Here is a 23,028-nt window from a genome sequence, read left to right as displayed (position 1 = left end):
GCGCGCACACTGCGAGCGTGTTCTTTGCACTTGGCCGCCCCTTCAGCCAGTCATCGATGCCATGCGCCGCAGGTTCAGCGCCATGCACACGAGCTTCCACTCAGCCTGAACCCGGTGCAGGCCCCGCAGGCTGAACTGTCGGAAGCTCAGCACGTTCTTGATCCAGCCATTGGGCGGCTCGGCGATCCACTTGCGCTTGCGGTACGCCGCTTTGCCCCCCTCGGTCTGCAGCTTGGCCGCCATCGCCGCAGTGTGCGGGTACTGCCCGGCGTCAATCTCAGCGTGCTCCTTGCCTTCGCGGCCCAGCGCCACCACCAACTCGATCGGCGCGTTCTTCAGGTTGTCTTCGCTGCGGTAGCCCGCGTCGGCCAGACCCAATGCAGGCAACTCGCTCAGGTTGTCCTTGACGGCCTGGATCATCGGCAGCAGCCAGTTTGCATCCGGCGCGACGTTGTTCAACTCCGCCGCCACGATGATGTGCGCGGCCTCGTCCACCGCAGTCTGCGCGTTGTAGGCCGGGTCGAACCCGCCACCGGCGCGCTTCATGATGCGGCTGTCGGGATCGGTGAAGTTCTCCTGCGCCTTGTCCTCGGGCACGCCGAACTCGCGCTTGTAGCGTCCGCCCTTGGGTTTGCCATCGGGCCCTCGGGGGCGGCGGTCGTCGTCTTCGCTGCGGCCACGCTCCAGGTCCGCCTCTCGCTGGCGCTGCTCCAGCCGCTCGCGGGCTTGGCGGATGGCCGCAAGCCGCGCCTCGCGTCGCTCGATTTCGGCAGGCAGGTCCAGTTCCGGCTCGCCCGCCTCGGCTTCGTCGGTGGCCTTGGCGCGCGCCAGCAGCGCGTCGATCTGCGCCTTGAGCTCGACCTCGGCCTGCTTCATGCGCTCGTAGCTCATGGCCTTGTGGCGGCTGGCGTTGGCCTTGAGCTTGGTGCCGTCGATGGCCACCGTGCCCAGCTTGACCAGGCCCATCTCACGGGCGAGCTTGACCACTTGCACGAACAGCTCCGACAGCTCCTTCAGATGGAAGGCACGGAAGTCGCAGATCGTGCGGTGGCGCGGGAAGTTGCCGGCCGCCAGCATCCGAAACGCCAGGTCTTCGTGCAGCCGGCGCTCGATCTTGCGCGAGCTGAACACGCCCGTGGCGTAGGCGTAGACCAGCACCTTGACCATCATGGCCGGGTGAAAGGGCTGGTTGCGAGAGCCGCCGCCCTCGTACCTGGCGTAGAACGCCTTGAGGTCCAGCGCGTCAACCGTGTCGTGAATGAAGTAGGCCAAGTGGCCTGGCGGCAGCCAGTCTTGCGGCGCCGCCGGCAGCAGCATCACTTGGTCGGGTTCGTAGGGTCGGTAGCTTCCAGCCATGCCAGATCAACGCATGCGCCGAGGCCATCGACATCAGGAACTACCCGGTTCTGCCGCGCAGACTCCTAGTCCGAACTGCCCAAGGTCGCGACCACCTTGCGTGTCTGCCCGGCCCGCCACACCGTCAGCGTCACCTTCTCACCCACCTGGCGCAGCTCCAGGATGGACAGCATGTCGTCCAGGTCGGCCACGGCCTGGCCGTCGACGGCGGTGATGACGTCGCCCTGCACGATGCGGCCGTTGCGGTCACGGCCGTAGGGCTTGAGGCCCGCTGCGGCGGCGGGGCTGCCGTCGGCCACGTTCACCAGCAGCACGCCCTTGGGCGCGCCCAGGGCCTTGGCGATGTTCTCCGGGCCCGAGGTGACGCCCAGGGCCGGCCGGATGAAGCGGCCGTCGCGGATCAGCCGCGGCACGATGCGGTTGACCTCGTCCACCGGGATGGCGAAGCCGATGCCCGCGCTGGCGCCGCTCGGGCTGTAGATGGCCGTGTTGACGCCGATCAGCCGGCCCGCGGAGTCCAGCAGCGGGCCGCCGGAGTTGCCGGGGTTGATGGCCGCGTCGGTCTGGATGGCGCCCTTGATGGTGCGCCGCGTGACGGACTCGATCTCGCGGTTCAAGGCCGAGACGATGCCGGTGGTGAGCGTCTGGTCCAGGCCGAAGGGGTTGCCGATGGCGTAGACCTTCTGCCCCACCTGCAGCTCGCGGCTGGTGCCCACGGCGATGGCGGGCAGCTTGTCGCGCGGGGCCTCGATGCGCAGCACGGCGAGGTCGCGGTCCGGGTAGGCGCCCACCAGCTTGGCCGGGTAGCTGCTCTGGTCGTTGAGCGTCACCGTGGCGCGGTCGCCGCCCTGGATGACGTGGAAATTGGTGACGATGTGGCCGGCCTCGTCCCAGACGAAGCCGGTGCCGGTGCCGCTGGGCTGCTCGCTGGTACGCAGCGAGAAGAAGTCGCGCTGCACCGCCAGCGTCGTGATGTGCACGACCGAGGGCGAAACGCGCTTGAAGACGCCGATGTTGTTCTGCTCCTCGGCGTCCAGCGACCCGCGGGCGCTGACTGACCGGGGCTGGGCGGCCCTGCCCTGGGCCAGGGCCGGTGGCAGAAGGGCGGCGCTGGATAACAATGCGGCAAATGTCAGGGTTAGCAGGCGCTGGGGCATGGCTCGGGCGATGAGGCAATGGCGATGGACCGCATTTTGGGCAAAGACGCGAGTTCGGCGATGAAGCGGCGGGCCGTGGGACTGGGGCTGTGCCTGGCCGTGGCCGGCGCGGTGGCGCAGCCGGTGTGGAAGTGCGAGGCGGCCGGCAAGGTCGTCTTCAGCGACAAGCCCTGCCCGCAGTCGGGCCGGCCTGTGCCGCTGGCGACGCTGCAGCCCAACGTGGCGGACAGCCTCAAGCCCGACGTCGTGCGGGCGGCGCTCGGCGCGGCGCCGGCGTCCGCCGCCGCGCCGCCGGCGGCCGGGGACGCCGGCAACGCCTGCCCCGGCGACGGCGAGTTGCGCGGCATGGAGACGCGCGCCAACTCGACCACCCTGGGCGACGCCGAGCGCCAGTTCATGCAGGACGAAGTGAGGCGGGCGCGCCAGTGCCGCGCCGGCGAGGGGCACTACACCGAGGGTGACTGGGCCATCAGCCGCGACGCCCAGGCCGCGCAGACCCAGCTGAGCGACCGTGCACGCCGCGACGCCCGGCTGCGGGCCGAGGCCATGCACAGCGCCGCCGACCCGCTGGAGGGTGATCGCATCGCGCGCCGCCAGCTTGCCGAGGAGCGAATGCGGCGTGCCGAACAGCGCAGGGCCCAGAATGCCGCGTCCCAGCCGATGAACTGACGCAATGCCCGCGGCCCCCGCCGACCCGACGCCCGCCCGCCACGCCCGCAACGATCGCCTCGACGCCCTGCGCGGCGCCGCCATCGTCTGGATGGCCGTCTACCACTTCAGTTTCGACCTCAACCATTTCGGCTGGATCCACCAGGACTTCTACCGCGACCCGGTCTGGACCTGGCAGCGCAGCTGCATCGTCAGCCTCTTCCTCTTCTGCGCCGGCGGCGGGCAGGCCCTGGCGCTGAGGGCGGGGCAGGGGGCTGCACGCTTCTGGCGGCGCTGGGCCCAGGTGGCCGGTTGCGCTCTGCTGGTGTCGGCCGGCTCGTGGTTCATGTTCCCGCGCAGCTGGATCAGCTTCGGCGTGCTGCACGGCATCGCCGTCATGCTGGTGCTGCTGCGCCTGGGCCTGGCGCGGCTGCCGGACGCCGTGCTGCTGGCGCTGGCCGTGGCCGCCGTGGCTGCCCCGTGGCTGGTGCAGCACCCGGTCTTCGATACGCGCTGGACGGACTGGACGGGCCTCGTCACCCACAAGCCCATCACCGAGGATTACGTGCCCCTGCTGCCCTGGCTGGGCCCCATGCTGCTGGGCTTCGTCGTGACGCGGGCCCGGCCGCAGCTGTGGGCGGGCGCCGCGCCGCGCCCGTTGGCGGTGCTGGGCCGCTGGTCTCTGAGTTTCTACATGGTCCATCAGCCGGTGCTGATCGGCGCGCTGATGGCCGTCCAACTGCTGAAAGGATGACGCGATGCGAACCCCGCTGCTGGCGGCTGCCGGCCTGCTGATGAGCCTGGCGGCCCCCGCCGCGCGCTTCCGCCTGGCCCGGCACAAGGACCGCTTCTGGACGGACAGCTTCGTCAACATCATGGACAACGCCCACAGGCAGGCCGGCCGCTGAGTCGACAATGCCGGCGATGAGCTCCAAGTCCGTCCTCTTCGGCTTCCACGCCGTCACCGTCCGCCTCAAGACCCATCCCGACTCCGTCGCCGAGGTCCATTTCGACCCGGCCCGGCGCGACCAGCGCATGCGCGCCTTCATCGAGCGGGCCCGGGAAGCCGGCGCCAAGCTGGTGGAGAGCAGCGACGAGCGCCTGTCCCAACTGGCCGGCAGCCCGCGCCACCAGGGCGTCGTCGCCCGCGTCACGGCCCTGGCCCAGCCGCATTCGCTGGACGACGTGCTGGATGCCGTCGAGGGACCGCCGCTCGTGCTGGTGCTCGACGGCGTGACCGACCCCCACAACCTCGGCGCCTGCCTGCGCGTGGCCGACGGGGCCGGGGCGCATGCCGTCGTCGCGCCCAAGGACCGTGCCGTGGGCCTGAACGCGACCGTGGCCAAGGTGGCCAGCGGCGCGGCCGAGACCGTGCCCTACCTGATGGTCACCAACCTGGCCCGCACGCTGAATGAGCTCAAGGAGCGCGACATCTGGGTGGTCGGCACCTCGGACCGCGCCGAGCGCTCCATCTATGACGTCGACCTCAAGCGCCCGGTGGCCCTGGTGCTGGGGGCTGAAGGCGAGGGCATGCGCCAGCTCACGGCCAAGACCTGCGACGAACTCGTGCGCATCCCCATGGCCGGTGCTGTCGAAAGCCTGAACGTCTCGGTCGCCTCGGGGGTTTGCCTCTACGAGGCGCTGCGCCAGCGTCGATAATTCTGACTACCCAGAAAAACTAGGACCCGCCATGGCCGTCATCGAAGTCAAGCATCCCCTCGTCAAGCACAAGATCGGCCTGATGCGCGAGGCCGACATCTCGACGAAGAAGTTCCGCGAGCTGACCGGCGAGGTGGCGCGGCTGCTGACCTACGAGGCCACGGCCGACTTCCCGCTGGAGAAGGTCACCATCGAGTGCTGGAGCGGCCCGGCCGAGGTCGACCAGATCGCCGGGCGCAAGGTCACGGTGGTGCCCATCCTGCGCGCAGGCCTGGGCATGCTGGACGGCGTGCTCGACATCCTGCCCAACGCCAAGGTCTCGGTCGTCGGCCTGGCGCGCGACCACGAGACCCTGAAGCCGGTCAACTACTTCGACAAGTTCGTCGGCAATCTCGAGGCCCGCACGGCCCTCATCATCGACCCCATGCTCGCCACCGCGGGCAGCATGATCGCCACCATCGACCTGCTCAAGGCCCGCGGCTGCCGCGACGTGCGCGCGCTGACCCTGGTGGCCGCGCCCGAGGGCGTGAAGGCGCTGACCACCGCCCATCCCGACGTGCGCTGCTGGACGGCCGCCATCGACAGCCACCTCAACGACGTGGGCTACATCATCCCGGGCCTGGGCGACGCCGGCGACAAGATCTTCGGCACCAAGGAAGGCTGAGCGCTTCGGCGAGCGTTTCACGCGGTCAAAGGCTGGTGCGCCGGCCCGGCGCGACTTTGAAACACAGCCACAGAGGCACGGAGGCACAGAGAGACCTCCATCCCGCTGCCTCTGTGCCTCTGTGGCGTGCTTGGTTTTCGCTTCAACCCAGCACGGTTCGCAGCGCCTGACGTAACAGGCACAGCGCCATGTCCATGTCTCGGTCTCCGATGTTCAGCGCCGGCATGAAGCGCAGCAGGTTGGGGCGTGGCGCGTTCAGCAGCAGGCCGGCCGGCTCCAGCGCCTGGGCCGCGGCCACCACGTCGGCGGCGTTGTCCGACGGCAGTACCAGGGCCCGCAGCAGGCCGGCACCACGCTCGCCCAGCAGGCCGTGGTCGCGCGAGACTGCCTGCAGGCCCGCCGACAGCTGCTCGGCCCGCTGCCGCACGCCGGCCAGGAAGCCGTCGCGGCAGACCTCGCCCACCACTGCCAGCCCCACCGCCGCCATCAGCGGGTTGCCGCAGAAGGTGCCGCCCTGGTCGCCGGGCAGGAAGCAGTTGAAGCGCTCGCGGCAGAGCAGGGCGGCCAGGGGCGCGCCGCCGCCCAGGCCCTTGGCCAGGGTCATGACGTCGGGCTCGACGTCGTAGAGCTGGTGGGCGAAGGTGTGGCCGCAGCGGCCGATGCCGGTCTGCACCTCGTCGACGACGAGCAGCACGCCGCGCTCGGCCGTCAGGGCACGCAGCTCGCGCACGAAGCCGCGGTCGGCCAGGTTCACGCCGGCTTCGCCCTGTACCAGCTCGATCATGACGGCCGCCGTACGGGGCGAGAGTGCCCGCTCCACCGAGGCGATGTCGTTGAAGCGTGCCTTGACGAAGCCGGCCGGCATGGGCGCGTACAGCTCGTCCCAGCCTGGCTTGCCCGAGGCGCTCATCATGGCCAGCGTGCGGCCGTGGAAGCCGCCGTCGAAACCGACGATCTCGTGGGCTCCGCCCTTGGCCTGACGGCCCCAGCGCCGCGCCAGCTTGACGGCGCCCTCGTTGGCCTCGGCCCCCGAGCTGGCGAGGAAGACGCGCTCCAGCCCGCTCAGCTCCGCGAGGCGCGCGGCCAGGTCCAGCAGCGGCCGGTTGAAGTAGGCCGGGCTGGGGTTCACCAGCCGCCGCGACTGGCGCAGCAGGGCCTCGGTGACGATGGCCGGGCAGTGGCCCAGGCTGTTGACGGCCCAGCCCTGCACCAGGTCGAGGTAGCGCTTGCCGGCCTCGTCGGTCAGCCAGCTGCCCTGGCCCTCGGCGAAGACGATGTCCGGCCGCTGGGTGATGGTGATGAGGTCATCGCCCAGGCCGCTCATGACCGGTCCCTCCAGTCGTAGTCCATCTGCCGTGCCGTGCGGATGGCCAGTTCGCGGCCGTGCAGGCGCTGCACCAGGTGCAGGCTCATGTCGATGCCGGCGGAGATGCCGGCCGAGGTGATGACCTGGCCTTGGTCGATCCAGCGCACGCCCTCGCGCACCTTCACGGCCGGGCGCAGGGCGCGCAGGGCGTCCAGGTCTTCCCAGTGGGTGGTGGCCTCCAGGCCGTCCAGCACGCCGGCCTGGGCCAGCAGCAGGGCGCCGGTGCACACCGAGGCCAGGACGCTCGCGGTGCGGCGCTGGGCGGCGACCCAGGCCACCACCTCCGGCCGGGCCAGCTCGGCGTCCACCACGCCGCCGGGCACCACGGCCACGTCCAGCGGCGGGTGATCGTCCAGCGTGAAGTCGGGCTGCAGGCGCAGGCCGGCGCGGGCGCGCACGGGGCCGGCCTCGCGGGCCAGCGTGACCACCTCGAAGAGCGGCGCCGTGCCCGCGGGCTGGCCGCGCCCGTGCACGCGCGCCGCGGTGGTGAACACCTCGTAGGGGCCGGCCATGTCCAGCAGCTCCACGTCGTCGAAAACCAGGATGCCGAGCTTCATGCGATGCGGCCTCCTGCCGCTGATGCGATGTCGATGGCCGGCAGTGTGGGTCGTTCCGACGATGGCCGCCATGACGCAGTTCCCACCTTTTCTGCCATCATGCCGGCATGACCTGCCGCATCGCCTTCGTGCTCTTCCCCGGCTTCCAGCAGCTCGACCTGGCCGGCCCCATGGCCGTGTTCGAGGTGGCGCGGCTGGAGCGGCCGGGCAGCTACGACTGGCGCCTCGTGGCCAGCCAGCCGCCCAGCGTGCGCAGCTCCGCGGGCGTGGCCTGGCCGGTGCAGGGCCTGCCGCGGCGCCTGGGCGACCTGGACCTCGTCATGGTCATCGGTGGTGACGGCGTGGATGCTGCCTGCCGCGACGCCCGCCTCGTCGCCTGGCTGCGGCGCGCCAGTCGCTCGGGCGCCCGCATCGCCAGCATCTGCAGCGGCAGCCTGGTGCTCGCCGCGGCCGGGCTGCTGGACGAGCGCACGGCGACGACGCACTGGTCGCGCAGCCGCCAGTTCGCGAGCGACTTCCCGGCCGTGCGCCTGCAGCCCGACCGCATCTACGTGCGCGAGCCTGCCGCCCGGTCGCGCGGCCAGCCCGAGCTGTGGACCAGCGCCGGCATGACGGCCGGCATCGACCTCTGCCTGGCCCTCGTCGCGCACGACCACGGCGAGGAGGTCGCGCGGGAGGCGGCGCGCCAACTGGTGGTCGAGCGGCGGCGGCCGGGCGGCCAGTCGCAGTTCTCGCCGCTGCTGGACCTGCAGCGCCCGGAAGGCCGCTTTGGCGCCCTGCTCGACGAGGTCAGGCGCGACCTGCGCCGCGACCACCGCGTGGACGACCTCGCCGCCCGGGCCTGCATGAGCCCGCGCCACTTCGCCCGCTGCTTCCGCGACGAGACCGGCGCCACGCCGGCCGAGGCCGTGGAGCGGCTGCGCGTGGAGGCGGCGCGCGCGGCGCTGGAGGGCGGGGCGGCCTCGGTGCTGCGCGTCGCGGTGGAGTGCGGCTTCGGCAACACCGAGCGCATGCGGCGTGCCTTCCTGCGCCTGCTCGGCCGGCCGCCCGCGGCTTTCCGGCCGGCCGCTGCATCGGTGGCGGCCTGAGCGTCGTCAGACCAGGCCGAGCGCTCCCAGTACCCCGCCGGCCAGCACCATCCAGACCAGGCCGAGGCGGGTCTTGAGCGTCAGCAGCACGGTGACGGCGATCAGGGCCAGCGTGCCCCAGCGGTGGGCCTCCACGCGCAGGAAGGGCAGGGCGAGCAGCCAGCCGGTGGCGATGATGAGGCCCAGCGTCAGCGGCATCATGCCGGCCGAGAAGGCCCGCACGCCGAGGTGCTCGCGGTTGGCCCGTGCCCAGCGCGTGGCGGTCAGCGTGAGCACGGTGGACGGCAGCATGATGCCCGCCATGGACGCGACGGCGCCGGACAGCCCGGCGACGTTGTAGCCCAGCACCGCCACGAAGAGGATGTTGGGCCCCGGCGCGGCCTGGGCCAGGGCGATGGAGGCGGTGAACTGCGTGTCGCTGAGCCAGCCCATGCGGTCGACGATGTAGCGGTGCATCTCCGGCACCGTCGTGATCGCGCCGCCGATGGACAGCAGCGACAGCGTCAGGAAGTGCAGGAAGAGGCTGGCGAGGTCGGGCGGCGTGCTCATGTCAGTTGTCCATGGCGGATTCCGCTCGGCACTACACGAGAAGAGAAATGCAACCACAGAGGCACAGAGGCACAGAGAAAGAAGCCTCTGTGTTGGCTCTGTGGCTCCGTGCCTCTGTGGTTGCCTTTGTCTTTCACTTCAATTTCCACCACGCGACCGCCATGCCGCAGCCGCCGAGCAGGGCCAGCACGTAGACCAGCGGCCAGCGCAGCAGGGCGATGAGCACGAAGGCGAGCAGGGACATGGCCAGGGCCAGCGGCCGGCCGAGCGGGCTCTTCTTGAGCGCCGGCAGCAGCTTGATGCCGGTGGCCAGGATGAGGCCGGCCGAGACGGCGCCCATGCCGCGCAGGGCGTCCACGGCGACCGGGTGGCGGGCCAGCTCGCCGTAGGCGGCGGCCAGGGCCAGCACGATGATGGCGGGCGCGACCAGCATGCCGGCCAGCGCCGCGATGGCGCCGCGCAGGCCGAAGAAGCGGTCGCCGATCATCATCGACAGATTCACCACGTTGGGCCCAGGCAGCACCTGGGCGATGGCCAGGGTCTCGACGAACTCTTCCTTGCTCATCCACTGCAGCCGCTCCACCAGCTCGCGCTGGGCCACGGCCAGCACGCCGCCGAAGCCCTGCAGCGCCAGGCGGGAGAAGGCGACGAAGAGCTGGGTCAGCGATTCGGGGCGGTTCAACGCAGGACCTTCAAGGCCTCGGGGTTGACGATGTTCGTCGGCTCGTGGTGGATGAAGTTCAGCACGTTGTCGAAGGCGGCGTCGAAGTAGATCTCATAACTGTCCTGCTCGACGTAGCCGATGTGCGGGGTGCAGACGGCGTTCTCCAGGCGCAGCAGCGGGTGGCCTTGCAGGATGGGCTCGCTCTCGAAGACGTCGATGGCCGCCATGCCCGGCCGGCCGCGGTTGAGGGCCGAGACGAGGGCCCCTTCGGTCACCAGTTCGGCCCGCGAGGTGTTGACGAACAGCGCGGTCGGCTTCATGTGGGCGAGGTCCTCGCTGGTGACGATGCCGCGGGTGGCGTCGCACAGCCGCAGGTGCACGGACAGCACGTCGGCCTCGGCGAAGAAGGCTTCGCGGCTGGGCGCGGCGACGTGGCCGTCGGCCTCGGCCTTCAGGCGTGAGGCCTCGCTGCCCCAGACCATCACCTTCATGCCGAAGGCCCGCCCGTAGCCGGCCACGAGCTGGCCGATGCGGCCATAGCCCCACACGCCCAGCGTCTTGCCGCGCAGCACCATGCCCACGCCGAAGTTGGCCGGCATGGACGCCGCCTTGAGCCCGGCCTGCTGCCAGGCTCCGTGCTTGAGGTTGCCGATGTACTGGGGCAGCCGGCGCATGGACGCCATGATCAGCGCCCAGGTCAGCTCGGCCGGCGCGAACGGGCTGCCAACGCCCTCGGCGACCGCGATGCCCAGCCGCGTGCAGGCCTCGATGTCGATGTGGCTGCCCACCCGGCCCGTCTGCGAGATCAGCTTGAGCTTGGGGAGCTTCTCGAGCAGTTGCCGCGGGAAGGCGGTGCGCTCGCGGATCGCCACCAGCACCTCGGCATCGCGCAGCCGCACGGAGAGCTGGCCTATGCCCTTGACGGTGTTGGTGAAGACCTTGGCGTTGAGGGGTTCCAGCTTGGCCGCGCAGCGCAGTTTGCGCACGGCATCCTGATAGTCGTCGAGGATGATGACGTTCATGACCAGTGCCCGCTCGGCCGTCCGACGGGCGCCGGCGCCCCCGTGGAGTGCAGCGAACGAAGAGAGCGTGGGGGTTGCATGTTCGAGGGGCATTGTGCCCCGTGGCGCCATGAGCCTTTGGCCTGATGGCTACCATCGGTTTCCCCCAAAGGAGGCAACCCCGATGACCCCCATCTCCATGCACGCCGCGAGCGCCCCCGTGTTCGCGCGGATGCTCGACAACATGCTGCGCTGGCTCGAGGCCGCCAAGGCCCATGCCGAGGCCAAGAAGTTCTCGACCGACGTCTACCTGACGCTGCGCCTGGCGCCCGACATGCTGCCCTTCCCCAAGCAGATCCAGATCGCCAGCGACGCCGCCAAGGGCTGCGTGGCCCGGCTGGCGGGCCAGGAGGTCCCCAAGTACGAGGACAACGAAGCCTCGCTGGACGAACTGGCCGAGCGCATCCGCAAGACCCGCGACTACGTGCTGTCCGTGCCTGCCGCCGCCTTCGAGGGCGCCGAGAGCCGCGAGATCACCATCCCGCGCCGCAGCGGCGACCCGCTGAAGTTCTCCGGCATCGACTACCTGCGCCATTTCGCCCTGCCGAACTTCTATTTCCACGCCACCACGACCTACGCGCTGCTGCGCCATGCCGGCGTGCCGCTGGGCAAGACCGACTACCTGGGCGGCTGAGCGCAGGCCGTACCCCCACGTCTGACCCGGCCCGGCCGGGAAATGCTGCGCATTCCCTGGCCTATTCGGCCGGCCCGGCGGCGGCCCGGGGCTTGAAAATCGCTGGACGATCCGCTCAAGCCGCCCGCCGCATGGACATGTCAGCGCCCCCCGCCACCCAGCCCCAAGGGCTCGCCCTCGTCGAGCAGTGGCTGGCGCTGGCCCGCAGCGGGCAGTGGCCCCTGCCGCAGGCCATGGAGGCGGCCTCGCGCCTGCAGCAGGCCGGCGCCCACGACGCCGCGTGCCTGGTCTACCAGGCCTGGGTGGCGGCGACCGCCTCGCCGCTGCGCCATGTGGCCTGCTTCAACTGGGGCGCCATCCTGGGCGAGCAGCGCCGGCACGGCGATGCCGAGACCGTCTACCGCATGGCGCTGTCCATGGCGCCGGACTTCGCCCAGGCGCGGCTGAACCTGGGCCACCAGCTGGAGCACCAGGACCGCCCCGAAGAGGCCCTGGCCGAATGGCGCCGCGTCTACGAGGCCGAGGCGCCCGAGGGCGTGGGCACCGACCCGCTGAGCCTGCGCCTGCACGCCCTGAACAACGCCGCTCGGCTGCTGGAGCAGCTCAAGCGCTACGACGAGGCCGAGGCGCTGATGCGCCGCTCGCTGGAGCTGGACCCGCGCCAGAGCGACGTCGCCCAGCACTACGTGCACATCCGCCAGAAGCAGTGCGCCTGGCCCGTCTACGAGACTTTCGGCGAGGTGACGCACAACCATCTGCTGATGAGCACCTCGCTGCTGGGCATGCTCGACGAGAGCGACGACCCCGCCCTGCAACTGCTCACCGCCCAGCGCTTCGTGCTGGAGAAGGTGGCCAAGGTCACCGAGCCGCCGCTGCACCTGGGCCGCAAGCGCGAGGGCCGCATCCGCATCGGCTACCTCTCCGGTGACCTGCACATGCACGCCGTCGGCCTGCTGACGGCCGAGTTGTACGGGCTGCACGACCGCGAGAAGTTCGAGGTCCACGCCTTCAGCTGGAGCCGCGAGGACGGCACGCCGTTGCGTGCCCGCATCAAGGCCGGCTTCGACCACTACCACCCGCTGCACGGCGTGAACGACCGCCGCGCCGCGGAGATGATCGCCGAGGCCGGCATCGACGTCCTCGTCGACCTGCAGGGCCTGACCAGCGGCGCCCGGCCCGGCATCCTGGCGTGGCGCGGCGCGCCGGTGCAGGTGGGCTACCTGGGCTTGCCGGCCACCTCGGCCATCCCGGGGGAGGACTGGATCATCGCAGACCGCTACGTGATGCCGCCCGAGTCCCTGCCGTATCACACCGAGAAGCCCATCTACCTGCCGCACTGCTACCAGGTCAGCGACCGCCAGCGCGTCGCCAACCCGGCGCCCACGCGCACCGAGGCCGGGCTGCCGGAAGACGGCTTCGTCTTCTGCGCCTTCAACAACAACCACAAGATGAGCGAGCCGGTCTGGCGCTGCTGGATGCGCGTCCTGCGCCAGGTGCCGGGCAGCGTGTTGTGGCTGCTGGCCGACAACCCCTTCGCCCAGGCCAACCTGACCCGCGTCGCCGCCGAGGAGGGCGTCGCCGCCGAGCGCCTGGTGTTCGCGCCGCGCGCCCAGCCGGCCGACTACCTGGCTCGCTTCCAGCTGGCCGACCTCTTCCTCGACACCTTTCCCTACAACGCCGGCACGACGGCGAGCGACTGCCTCTGGATGGGCACGCCCATCCTCACCCGCTCGGGTCGCACCTACATCTCCCGCATGGCCGGCAGCCTGCTGACGGCGGTCGGCCTGCCCGACCTGATCACGACCAGCCTCGAGGAGTACGAGCAGCGCGCCGTGCAGCTCGGCAACCAGCCGGCCCGCATCGCCTCCTACAAGCGCTACCTGGCCGAGCACGGCCGCGCTTCGCCGCTGTTTGACATTCCGGCCACGGTGCGCGATATAGAGCGCGAGTTCGAGCGCCTGGCCCTCGAGGCCCGCGCCAGAGCCTAAATGCCGCGCCAGCACGACCCCTTCTTCGACGGCCAGCCTCAGGCGCCGGGCCTGCGCCTGGCCGCCAACGGGGAGCCGCCGCCGCCGCCCGACCCGCTGGAGAACCTGACCAGCCAGCCGGCCGGCGATCCGCTGCTGCAGGCCCTGTCCTGGCTGACCGCCCACCATGGCAAGCCGCGCTCGCCCGATTCGCTGCGCGCCGGCGCGCCGGTCGACGGGCTGCTGACGCCCGACGGCGCCATCCGCGTCATGCGCGAGGCGGGCTACAACGCCGGCCTGCTGCGCAAGCGCATCGACGACATCCACGGCCTGCTGCTGCCGGCCGTGCTGCTGCTCGGCGGCGGCGACGCCTGCGTGCTGGTGCGCCGCCTGGACGACCCCGCCGCCGTGGCGCCGGGCGCCTGCCGCTACGAGGTGGTCTTCCCCGGCCCCGAGGCGGCGGCCGTGCCGGCCACCACGGCCGAACTGGAGCCCGAGTACAGCGGCTTCATGCTGGCCGTCTCGCCGCTGGAGTCGGCCCAGAAGCCGCGTACCGAGACGCCCCTGCTCAAGCTGGCCGACAAGGGCCTGGCCTCGCACTGGCTGTGGGGCACGCTCAAGCGCTTCACGCCCTACTACCGGGCGTCCATGCTGGCGGCGCTGCTGTCCAATGTGCTGATGCTGGTGTCGGGGCTGGTCACCTCCGTCATCTACGACAAGGTCATCCCCCACCAGGCTATGGTCACGCTGTGGACCCTGGCCGTCGGGGCCGGCGTGGCCCTGCTGTTCGACCTCTTCGCCCGCCAGCTGCGTTCCCACCTCATCGACCTGGCCGGCCGCAAGGCCGACCTCGTCATCGGCGCCAAGCTCTACCGCCAGACCCTGGGCGTGCGCATGGAGCACAAGCCCGCCTCGGCCGGCTCCTATGCCCACTACCTGGCGCAGGTGGAGATGGTGCGGGAGTTCTTCACCTCGGCCACGCTGTCGGCGCTGTCGGACCTGCCCTTCCTGGTCATCTTCATCGGCATGACCTTCGTGATCGGCGGGCCGCTGGGCTGGGTGCTGGTGCTGGCCGCGCCGGTCATCATGGGCCTGTCCTGGGCCATCCAGGGCGCCCTGCGCCGCGCCATGCGCACCAACATGCAGGAGACGGCCGACCTGCACGGCACCCTGGTCGAGTCCCTCGAAGGCCTGGAAGACCTCAAGACCTCCGGCGCCGAGGGCCGCTTCCTGCGCCGCTACGAGCACACCACCGCCATCGTGGCCGACACGGCGCTGACTGCCCGCGCCCTGTCGAGCTGGAGCATGAACATCTCCAGCACCCTGCAGCAGGCAGTCAACCTCATCCTGCTGGTCTGGGGCGTCTACCTGATCCGCGACGGCGTGATCTCGTCGGGCGCGCTGATCGGCTCGGTGATGTTCGCCAGCCGCGCCATCGCGCCGCTGGGCAGCCTCGTCAGCCTGGCCACCCGCTACCAGGGCGCCCGCGCGGCCATGCTGTCGCTCAACCAGATGATGAACGCGCCGGTCGAGCGCGACAGCAGCCGCAATTACGTGCCGCTGTCCACTATCACCGGCAAGGTCGGCCTGCACGACGTGGGCTTCGCCTACCCGGCCGCCGCGCCCCACGCCGGCCAGCACGCCGCCGAGGGCACGGCGCCCAAGGTGCTGCGCAACGTGACGCTGCGCCTGGAGGCCGGCGAGCGCGTGGCCATCCTCGGCCGCATCGGCAGCGGCAAGTCCACCATCCTGCGGCTGCTCGGCGGCCTCTACCAGCCGACCGAAGGCATGGTCGAGGTGGACGGCATCGACCTGCGCCAGGTCGACCCGGCCGAGTTCCGCTCTCGGGTGGGCTTCGTCAGCCAGGAGCCGCGCCTGTTCGTCGGCACGCTGCGCGACAACGTGCTGATGGGCCGTGCCCACCTCGATGCCGGCCGCCTCGTCGAAGTGGCCAAGCTGACCGGCCTGGACCGCGTCGTCGCCGGCCATCCCATGGGCTGGGACCTGCCCGTCGGCGAGATGGGCCAGCTGCTGTCCGGCGGCCAGCGCCAGCTCGTCGCCCTGGCCCGTGCCCTGGTCACCAAGCCGCAGATCCTGCTGATGGACGAACCCACCAGCTCCATGGACGCGCAAAGCGAGATGGCCTTCCTGCGCCAGCTGCGCGACGCGGCCGGCTCGGCCACCCTCGTCGTCGTCACCCACCGGCCGGCGGTGCTGGAGCTGGTGCAGCGCATCGTCGTCGTCGACGGCGGCCGTGTCGTCATGGACGGCCCGCGCGACCAGGTGCTGGCGGCGCTGTCCGGCGTGCGCCCGGCCGCCCCCAACGCTGCGGGCGGCGAGGGCGTGCACCTGCATCCCTCGGCCCAGCCCGTGCAGCGCTCCGCCTCCGTATGAGCAAGGCCCTGACCCGCGAGGAAGGCCTGTTCGTCAGCGCCATCCATGCCGCCCAGATCGACGAGCCGCTGCCGCGGGCGACCTGGGCCCTGTACCTGCTGTGCGCCGTCGTCGCCGTGGCCGTCGCCTGGTCGGCGCTGGCCAAGGTGGACGAGATCACCCGCAGCGACGGCCGCATCGTGCCCGACGGCCGCGAGCAGGTCATCGCCAGCCTGGACGCCGGCATCCTGCGCGAGATGAAGGTGCGCGAGGGCCAGGAGGTGCAGGCCGGCGAGGAACTCGCCACGCTCGACCCCACCCGCGTCGAGGCCCAGCAGGCCGAAGGCCAGGCCAAGCTGCTGGCGCTGAAGGCCGCCGCAGCGCGGCTCACCGCCGAGGCCAACGGCCGCAGCGCCATCCAGTGGCCGGCCGACGTCGACCCCAAGGGCCGCTACGCCCAGGGCGAGGCCGAATCCTTCGAGGCGCGCCGCCGCCTGCTCGACGAGTCGGTGGCCGCCATCAACCGCAGCCTGGGCATGATCAGCAAGGAACTCAGGCTGGCCCAGGACATGGCCTCCCACGGCTTGATGAGCGACGTCGAGGTCATGCGGCTGAACCGCCAGGTCAACGAGATCCAGCAGCAGCGCGCCGAGCGGCTGTCGCGTTACCGCCAGGAAGCCAGCCAGGAACTGGTGCGCGTGCAGAGTGAGCTAGCCCAGCTCGACGAGCAGATGGTGGTGCGCCAGGACGCACTGACGCGCACGGTGCTGAAGTCGCCGGTGCATGGCGTCGTCAAGACCGTCAAGGCCGCCACCATCGGCGGCGTCGTCGCCAGCGGCGCGCCCATCCTCGAGATCGCCCCCATCGGGCCCAAGGTGCTGGTCGAGGCCCGGATCAAGCCCAAGGACATCGGCTTCGTGCGCCTCGGTCAGAAGGCCGAGATCAAGCTCGCCGGCTACGACTTCAATACCTACGGCGGCCTGGAGGGCAAGGTGACCTACATCGGCCCCGACGCCGTCACCGAAGGCGACAAGTCGGGCGAGGGCCACTACCGCGTCGTCGTCACGGCCGAGCGCAACAACCTCAAGTACAAGGGCGAGCCCCTGCCGGTCATCCCCGGCATGACCTCGGTCGTCGAGATCAAGACCGGCGAGCGCTCGGTGCTGAGCTACCTGCTGCGGCCGATGATGAAGTCGCAGGAAGCGCTGCGCGAGCGGTGAAAGCGCCCGTCGCCCGCCGGGCCGGCTCGGGAGCGGCCTGGCGCCCGGCCCAACACTGAACAAGGGCGGGCGCTGACCCGCTTTTCGGGGCTTTGGAGGCGGGGTTCGGATGGTCTAGTGACGGGGCCATGCTGTACCCCATCCGTCCCCTCGTCGTCTTCGCCCTGGCCGCCCTCGGCCCGCTCGCGCTCGCGCAGGCGCGCGCGCCCAAGGCAGCCCCGCCGCCCGCCCCCGTGGCCGAGGCGGCGCCCAGCCAGGGTCGCTGCAACGAGGAAGATGCCGGCCTGTCGCGCCTGGGCCGCGACATGAGCGCCCTGGAGACCACCAGCGGCGACCCGCGCGCCGCCCTGCAGTCCCTCATCGACGCGACGCTGGCGCGCAGCAAGGCGCTGGGCGCCGTGCGCCTGCTGGCCGAGGCCGCCCGCTTCGACCTCGAGGAGACGCGCGCCATGGGCCTGCCCACGGCGACGCTGAGCATCGGCGCCAATGGCGTGAACCAGTCCATCGGCGGCAACAACGTGGCGCGCGGCGGCCAGTTCACCGCCACGCTCAGCGCCGGCATGCCCGTCTGGGACTTCGGCCGCATCGCCAAGCTGACCGAATGGCGCAAGGAGCTCGCCGAGGTCGCCCTGCAAGGCCAGCGCAGCGCCGAGGAGCAGCTGTCGCTGAACGTCGTCACGCTGGCCCTGGACCGCAGCCGCTACGTGCTGCAGGGCCAGGTCTACACCCAATATGTGCGCAAGATGGCCTGCCTGGTCGATGCGCTGGAGATCATCACCAAGGCCGACCGGGGCCGCGCCAGCGAGCTGGTGCAGGCGCAGAAGAGCCTACAGCAGGCCGACCTGTCGCTGGAGCAGACCATGTCGGCCCTGCGCCAGACCGAGGTGCGCATGAAGCGCCTGGTGGGCGAGCCGCTGCCGCCGAGCATCGGCATGACGCCCACGCTGTCCCTGCTGCCCGACCTCGACCAGATGCAGTCCGACATCCTCATGGGCGCCGACATCGCCCAGGCCGAGGCGCAGGCGCGCTCGCAGCGCAGCTTCGCGGAGTCGGTCATCGCCGGGCAGAAGCCCACGGTGAACCTCACCGGCAACGCCAGCGCCATGCTGCGCACGCCCCATCCCGGCGACTCGCGCACGACGGACATCGGTGCCGGCGTCTCGGTCACCATCCCCATCCTGCAGCCCGGCGCGCAGGCCCAGGCCAGCGCTGCCGTGCAGCGCTACCGCGCCACCGTGCTGCAGCGCGACGAGGCCATCGAGGCCAAGCGCTACCGCCTGCTGGAGATGCACGAGGTGGGCACCTCGACGCTGGACCGCGCCCGCCGCATCGTCGACATCCTGCGCAACAGCGACCGCGTGCGCGCCTCCACGCTGCAGCAGTGGCAGCAGCTCGGCCGCCGCTCCCTCTTCGACGTGATGGCGGCCGAAGGCGACTACTACTCCATGCGCGTCGCCCATGTGAATGCGATGTTCGACGCCCAGCAGATCGTGGCCCTCATCTGGAGCATGGGCCGCGGCGTCGCGACACCCTTGCGCTGACGCCCCTCTCGTGCGGCATGGCCGAGGCATACTGAAACCCGACACAGCATGGGAGACGAATCGATGACGGTTGGCAGCGGCGCTTTCGTGCACTCGCACGCCCTCGTGGAGTCCACGCAGATCGGGCCGGGCACGCGCATCTGGGCCTTCGTCCACGTGCTGCCTGGCGCCCGCATCGGGGCCGACTGCAACCTCGCCGACCACATCTTCATCGAGAACGAAGTCGTCCTCGGCGACCGGGTCACGCTCAAGAGCGGCGTGCACCTGTGGGACGGCGTGACGCTCGAAGACGACGTCATCGTCGGCCCCAACACCGCCTTCAGCAACGACCCCGCGCCGCGCAGCAAGCGCAAGCCGCCCGAGTACCTCAAGACCCGCGTGCGCGCCGGTGCCAGCATCGGCGCCAACTGCACCATCCGGGCCGGCGTCACCATCGGCCCGGGGGCGTTGGTCAGCGACGGTGCCGTCGTCACGCGCGACGTGCCGCCGCGGGCCATCGTGGCCGGCAACCCGGCCCGCATCGTCGGCTACATGGACACGCCCGAGGTGCAGGTCGGCGGCACCGCCATCTCGGCGCAGCGCCTGGGCGAGCAGCTGCCCGAGCTGCAGGCGCGCGGCGCGCGCCTGCATACCCTGCCCAAGATCGTCGACCTGCGCGGGGCCCTGAGCTTCGGCGAGATCGACGCCCACCTGCCGTTCACGCCGCAGCGCTTCTTCATCGTCTACGACGTGCCGAGCGAGGAGGTGCGCGGCGAGCACGCCCACAAGGCCTGCCACCAGTTCCTCATCTGCGTGAAGGGCAGCTGCACCATCGTGCTCGACGACGGCCGGCACCGCGACGAACTGCGGCTGGACAGCGCCAAGGTGGGCTTGCACATCCCGCCCATGGTCTGGGGCATCCAGTACCGCTTCTCGCCCGACGCCGTGCTGCTGGTGCTGGCCTCGGACACCTACGACGCGGCCGACTACATCCGCGACTACGACGAATTCCTCGCCGCCATCGGCAAGGCGCCCACCTGATGCTGCCCTTCCTCGACCTCCAACCCACCTACGCCGCCTCGCGCGAGGCCATCGACACCGCACTGGCCCGCGTGGCCGCCAGTGGCTGGTTCATCCTCGGCAAGGAGCTTGAAGCCTTCGAGGCGCAGTGGGCAGCCTACTGTGGCAGCCGCCATGCCGTCGGCCTGGGCAACGGGCTGGACGCGCTGCACCTGGGCCTGCTCGCCCTCGGCGTGGGGGAGGGCGACGAGGTCATCGTGCCGGCCAACACCTACATCGCCACCTGGCTGGCCGTCAGCCAGTGCGGGGCGACGCCCGTGCCGGTGGAGCCCGACCCGCGCACCTACAACCTCGACCCGGCCCGCATCGCCGCCGCCGTCACGCCGCGCACGCGCGCCATCCTGCCCGTGCACCTGTACGGACAGCCGGCCGACATGGACGCCATCGGCGCCATCGCCCGCCAGCACGGCCTGAAGTTGCTGGACGACTGCGCCCAGGCCCATGGCGCGCGCTGGAACGGCCGCATCGTCGGCAGCCTGGCGGACGCCTCGGCCTGGAGCTTCTACCCCGGCAAGAACCTCGGCGCCATGGGCGACGGCGGAGGCCTGACGACCGACGATGCCGCCGTGGCCGAGCGCGTGCGCGTGCTGCGCAACTACGGCTCGCGGGTCAAGTACCACAACGAGGTCAAGGGCCTGAACTCTCGCCTGGACGAGATGCAGGCGGCGGTGCTGTCCGCCAAGCTGCCGCAGCTCGACACCCTGACCACCGAGCGCCGCCGCATCGCCGCCCGGCTGCTGGACGGCCTGGCCGGCGCGCCGGTCGGCCTGCCCCACGTGCCCGCCCAGGCCGAGCCCGCCTGGCATCTCTTCGTCATCCGCCACCCCGACCGCGACCGGCTGCAGCGCGCGCTGGCCGAGGAGGGCGTCGGCACCCTCATCCACTATCCCGTGCCGCCGCACCGCCAGCCGGCCTATGCCGAGCTGGGCCTGGGCGAAGGCCGCTTCCCCATCACCGAGGCCATCCACCGCGAGGTGCTCAGCCTGCCGCTGTGGCCGGGCATGACGGACGCCCAGGTGGATACCGTCATCGACGCCGTGCGTCGCCACGCCTGATGACGTCGCCCGCCCCCACCCTCGTCAAGCCCGCCCGCGTGCTGGGCAAGCACATCGTGATGCGCGACGCCCGGCCCGACGATGCCGAGTTCATCGTCGGCCTGCGCACCGACCCGGCCAAGGGCCGCTACCTCTCGGCCACCTCACCCGACGTGGCCGCGCAGCGGGCCTGGCTGGAGGCCTATGCGCGCGACGACAGCCAGGTCTACTTCATCATCGAGGACCGCGACGGTACGCGCCATGGCACCGTCCGCCTCTACGACCCGCAGGGGGCGTCGTTCAGCTGGGGCTCGTGGATTCTGGCGGACGGACGGCCCAGCGGCTTCGCCGTCGAGTCGGCGCTGATGGTCTACGCCTACGCGCTGCAGCTCGGCTTCACGGCATCGCACTTCAGCGTGCGCGTGGGCAACGAGTCGGTCTGGAAGTTCCACGAGCGCTTCGGCGCCACGCGCACCGGCCAGGCCGGCGAGGACCTGTTCTATTCGATCTCGGAGGACGCCATCCGCGCCTCGTTCGACAAGTACCGCAAATACCTGCCCGACGGCATCACCGTCGTGCCCCGCGCGCCCGACGGAGCGGCGGCATGACGGCACGCTTCGACGTCACCGTCCTGGTGCCGGCCTACAAGCCCAAATACCTGGGCGAGCTGCTGCTGGCGCTGCAGAGCCAGACCCTGCCGCCGGCGCGCGTCGTCTTCTCGGACGACAGCCCCGACCAGGCCTTCGTCGCCGCGCTGGGCAATGCGTCCACCCGCGCCGCCTACCCGGCCTTGAGCATCGAGGTCGTGCCGGGCCCGCGCCAGGGCGCCTGGGCCAACTTCAAGAACCTGCTCCAGCTCTACCGCGGAGAGACAGAGTTCTTCCACCTGCAGCTCGACGACGACATCCCCTACCCGCACTTCTACGAGCAGCATGCCCGCGCCCACCGCCTCGTGCAGGCGAGCTGCGCCGTCAGCCGGCGCTGGACGGCGCTGGAGTCCGGGCAGCCGATCGCCAGCCTGCCCGTCCCGGCGCCGCTGGCCGAGCAGATGCAGCGCATGGCCACGATCAGCGCTGGCCTGCTGTTCTCGCTGACCGTGCCCGGCGTCAACAACTGGCTGGGCGAGCTGTCCAACGCCACGCTGCGCGCCGGCATGCGCGAGGTGCTGCTGGGCGCGCGTCTCGGCGGCGTGGCCTACACCGGGCTGGAGGACATCGGCACCTTCCTCGCCGCCAGCCAGCAGGCGCCGGTCGTCTTCATCAACGAGCACCTCGGTTATTTCCGCACCAGCCCCGAGCAGAACACCGCCCAGCCGACCGGGCGCATCTTCAAGCTCGGCCTGCTGGCCTGGATCGCCCTGGCCGTGGCGGGCAAGCGCCTGGGCCACCTGAACGCCGCGCAGTGCACCGACGTGGCCCGCCGCATGGGCCTGCTGGTGCTGCAGCACTACGCCGGCGACGCGCCGATGTGCGAGCTGGCCCGGTTGGCCCTGTCGCTGGGCGACTCGGAGGCCGCCGAGGCCGCCTACGTCGCTGCCTGGCATGCCTACTGCGGGGCCGAGCCGGTCGCGAGGGCGCCGTCGTGATGGATCTCGTCTGTGCCACGCGGATGACGGCCGACGAGTTCTGGGGCCGCTCGGCCCTGGGCCTGTCCCTGCGCCGCATGGCCCACGACGACCGGCTCAAGCCCCGCGTCTTCTTCGAGAACAGTCGCGGCCTGCCGGCCCTCTACAACGAGCGCATCGCCGCGGCCGACGCCTCGCCCGTGCTGGTCTTCATCCACGACGACGTCTGGCTGGACGACTTCTTCTTCTTCGAGCACGTCATGGCGGCGGTGCATGCCTTCGACGTCATCGGCGTGGCCGGCAACAAGCGCCGCGTCCCGGGCCAGCCGTCCTGGGCCTTCCCCAGCCTCAAGTTCGAGTGGGACGAGCGTGCCAACCTCAGCGGCGTGGTGTCCCACGGCCCGTCGCCCTTCGGCCAGATCTCGGCCTTCGGCCCGGTGCCGGCGGAGTGCGAGCTGCTCGACGGCGTGCTGCTCGCGGCGCGGCGCGACGTGCTGCGCGCCCGGCAGGTGGGCTTCGATGAGCGCTTCGACTTCCACTTCTACGACATGGACTTCTGCCGCTCGGCCCGGGCGGCGGGGTTGCGGCTGGCGACGTGGCCGGTGGCGATCACGCACCAGAGCGAGGGCGGGTTCGGGTCGAATGCCTGGGTGGAAAACTACAAGCGGTATTTGGGGAAGTGGGGGGAGTGAAAGGTTCTCCGCTCCGCGTTGCTTGGGGTTGATGGCGAGGCCGGTGCCGGGAGTTCGCCCCGGCGGGCGACCTACTTTCTTGGGCGCCCAAGAAAGTAGGCAAAGAAACCGCCCCCGAACCGCCTGCCCCGCCGCTGCGCGGCGGGGTTCCCTGCGGTGCTCGCACCTCGAGGCC

The 23,028-nt window shown here is 71.1% G+C and carries 23 protein-coding genes; 16 read left to right on the top strand and 7 right to left on the bottom strand.

What is annotated here, in order from left to right:
• Positions 1–42: 42 nt before the first annotated feature.
• Both LXT12_RS04465 and LXT12_RS04460 read right to left on the bottom strand, forming a co-directional pair.
• Entirely contained in the window at positions 43–1,356 is a 1,314-nt protein-coding gene (locus tag LXT12_RS04465) for an IS1182 family transposase (RefSeq protein WP_233389888.1), read from the bottom strand.
• 65 nt (positions 1,357–1,421) lie between these two features.
• Positions 1,422–2,513, bottom strand: coding sequence for a S1C family serine protease (locus tag LXT12_RS04460; RefSeq protein WP_233389886.1), 1,092 nt, complete (start codon positions 2,511–2,513; stop codon positions 1,422–1,424).
• A gap of 24 nt (positions 2,514–2,537) precedes the next feature.
• Here LXT12_RS04460 and LXT12_RS04455 point away from each other — a divergent pair, with 24 nt between their 5' ends.
• The 5 genes from LXT12_RS04455 to upp are packed head-to-tail and all read left to right on the top strand — an operon-like array spanning position 2,538 to position 5,484.
• Complete coding sequence (locus LXT12_RS04455; protein WP_233389884.1) at positions 2,538–3,182, top strand: DUF4124 domain-containing protein; 645 nt, start codon at positions 2,538–2,540, stop codon at positions 3,180–3,182.
• A gap of 4 nt (positions 3,183–3,186) precedes the next feature.
• On the top strand, positions 3,187–3,915 hold the full coding sequence (locus LXT12_RS04450) for an acetyltransferase domain-containing protein (protein ID WP_233389882.1): 729 nt from the start codon (positions 3,187–3,189) through the stop codon (positions 3,913–3,915).
• A 4-nt stretch (positions 3,916–3,919) separates the two neighbouring features.
• A complete protein-coding gene (locus LXT12_RS04445) occupies positions 3,920–4,069 on the top strand; it encodes a hypothetical protein (protein ID WP_233389880.1) in 150 nt (49 codons plus the stop codon).
• A gap of 16 nt (positions 4,070–4,085) precedes the next feature.
• Complete coding sequence (gene rlmB / locus LXT12_RS04440; protein WP_233389879.1) at positions 4,086–4,820, top strand: 23S rRNA (guanosine(2251)-2'-O)-methyltransferase RlmB; 735 nt, start codon at positions 4,086–4,088, stop codon at positions 4,818–4,820.
• 31 nt (positions 4,821–4,851) lie between these two features.
• Positions 4,852–5,484, top strand: coding sequence for a uracil phosphoribosyltransferase (upp, locus tag LXT12_RS04435; protein WP_233389877.1), 633 nt, complete (start codon positions 4,852–4,854; stop codon positions 5,482–5,484).
• 142 nt (positions 5,485–5,626) lie between these two features.
• Here the strand turns inward: upp and LXT12_RS04430 are convergent, their stop codons facing one another.
• The gene (locus LXT12_RS04430) at positions 5,627–6,808 is read right to left on the bottom strand and encodes an acetylornithine transaminase (protein WP_233389876.1); all 1,182 of its coding nucleotides are present in this window, start codon (positions 6,806–6,808) and stop codon (positions 5,627–5,629) included.
• The gene (locus tag LXT12_RS04425; RefSeq protein WP_233389874.1) at positions 6,805–7,407 is read right to left on the bottom strand and encodes a DJ-1/PfpI family protein; all 603 of its coding nucleotides are present in this window, start codon (positions 7,405–7,407) and stop codon (positions 6,805–6,807) included. The genes LXT12_RS04430 and LXT12_RS04425 overlap by 4 nt, the downstream gene beginning before the upstream one ends.
• A gap of 107 nt (positions 7,408–7,514) precedes the next feature.
• Between LXT12_RS04425 and LXT12_RS04420 the strand changes: the two genes are divergently transcribed.
• Positions 7,515–8,495 (top strand): GlxA family transcriptional regulator, encoded by a 981-nt coding sequence (locus LXT12_RS04420; protein WP_233389872.1) that lies wholly within the window; start codon positions 7,515–7,517, stop codon positions 8,493–8,495.
• Between the two features lie 6 nt (positions 8,496–8,501).
• Here LXT12_RS04420 and LXT12_RS04415 read toward each other — a convergent pair whose 3' ends face one another.
• From LXT12_RS04415 to LXT12_RS04405, 3 genes are all read right to left on the bottom strand, one after another.
• Positions 8,502–9,044, bottom strand: coding sequence for a chromate transporter (locus tag LXT12_RS04415; protein WP_233389870.1), 543 nt, complete (start codon positions 9,042–9,044; stop codon positions 8,502–8,504).
• 133 nt (positions 9,045–9,177) lie between these two features.
• Positions 9,178–9,726: a chromate transporter gene (locus LXT12_RS04410; RefSeq protein WP_233389868.1), complete on the bottom strand. Its 549-nt coding sequence runs from the start codon at positions 9,724–9,726 to the stop codon at positions 9,178–9,180.
• Positions 9,723–10,730, bottom strand: coding sequence for a D-2-hydroxyacid dehydrogenase family protein (locus LXT12_RS04405; protein ID WP_233389867.1), 1,008 nt, complete (start codon positions 10,728–10,730; stop codon positions 9,723–9,725). The genes LXT12_RS04410 and LXT12_RS04405 overlap by 4 nt, the downstream gene beginning before the upstream one ends.
• Before the next feature lie 163 nt (positions 10,731–10,893).
• Here LXT12_RS04405 and LXT12_RS04400 point away from each other — a divergent pair, with 163 nt between their 5' ends.
• The 10 genes from LXT12_RS04400 to LXT12_RS04355 all read left to right on the top strand — a co-directional run bounded on the left by LXT12_RS04400 (position 10,894) and on the right by LXT12_RS04355 (position 22,853).
• On the top strand, positions 10,894–11,403 hold the full coding sequence (locus tag LXT12_RS04400; protein WP_233389865.1) for a DUF1993 domain-containing protein: 510 nt from the start codon (positions 10,894–10,896) through the stop codon (positions 11,401–11,403).
• Between the two features lie 137 nt (positions 11,404–11,540).
• Positions 11,541–13,391, top strand: coding sequence for an O-linked N-acetylglucosamine transferase, SPINDLY family protein (locus tag LXT12_RS04395; RefSeq protein WP_233389863.1), 1,851 nt, complete (start codon positions 11,541–11,543; stop codon positions 13,389–13,391).
• Positions 13,392–15,764 carry a type I secretion system permease/ATPase gene (locus LXT12_RS04390; protein WP_233389861.1) on the top strand — a complete coding sequence of 791 codons (2,373 nt, stop codon included), beginning with the start codon at positions 13,392–13,394 and terminating at the stop codon, positions 15,762–15,764.
• Positions 15,761–16,963 carry an HlyD family type I secretion periplasmic adaptor subunit gene (locus LXT12_RS04385; protein WP_233389859.1) on the top strand — a complete coding sequence of 401 codons (1,203 nt, stop codon included), beginning with the start codon at positions 15,761–15,763 and terminating at the stop codon, positions 16,961–16,963. Before LXT12_RS04390 ends, LXT12_RS04385 begins: the two co-directional genes overlap by 4 nt.
• Before the next feature lie 128 nt (positions 16,964–17,091).
• Positions 17,092–18,504: a TolC family protein gene (locus LXT12_RS04380; RefSeq protein ID WP_233389857.1), complete on the top strand. Its 1,413-nt coding sequence runs from the start codon at positions 17,092–17,094 to the stop codon at positions 18,502–18,504.
• Between the two features lie 63 nt (positions 18,505–18,567).
• Positions 18,568–19,524: a WxcM-like domain-containing protein gene (locus LXT12_RS04375; RefSeq protein WP_233389855.1), complete on the top strand. Its 957-nt coding sequence runs from the start codon at positions 18,568–18,570 to the stop codon at positions 19,522–19,524.
• Entirely contained in the window at positions 19,524–20,618 is a 1,095-nt protein-coding gene (locus LXT12_RS04370; RefSeq protein WP_233389853.1) for a DegT/DnrJ/EryC1/StrS family aminotransferase, read from the top strand. Before LXT12_RS04375 ends, LXT12_RS04370 begins: the two co-directional genes overlap by 1 nt.
• Entirely contained in the window at positions 20,618–21,205 is a 588-nt protein-coding gene (locus tag LXT12_RS04365) for a GNAT family N-acetyltransferase (protein ID WP_233389851.1), read from the top strand. The genes LXT12_RS04370 and LXT12_RS04365 overlap by 1 nt, the downstream gene beginning before the upstream one ends.
• Positions 21,202–22,182, top strand: coding sequence for a glycosyltransferase family A protein (locus tag LXT12_RS04360; protein ID WP_233389849.1), 981 nt, complete (start codon positions 21,202–21,204; stop codon positions 22,180–22,182). The genes LXT12_RS04365 and LXT12_RS04360 overlap by 4 nt, the downstream gene beginning before the upstream one ends.
• A complete protein-coding gene (locus LXT12_RS04355; RefSeq protein ID WP_233389848.1) occupies positions 22,182–22,853 on the top strand; it encodes a glycosyltransferase in 672 nt (223 codons plus the stop codon). Before LXT12_RS04360 ends, LXT12_RS04355 begins: the two co-directional genes overlap by 1 nt.
• Positions 22,854–23,028 lie beyond the last annotated feature (175 nt).

Source organism: Pelomonas caseinilytica (genome assembly GCF_021353235.1).
GTDB lineage: Bacteria > Pseudomonadota > Gammaproteobacteria > Burkholderiales > Burkholderiaceae_C > Pelomonas > Pelomonas caseinilytica.
The sequence above is the reverse complement of the archived record's forward strand: the minus strand, read 5'-3'. Positions and strand labels throughout refer to the sequence as shown.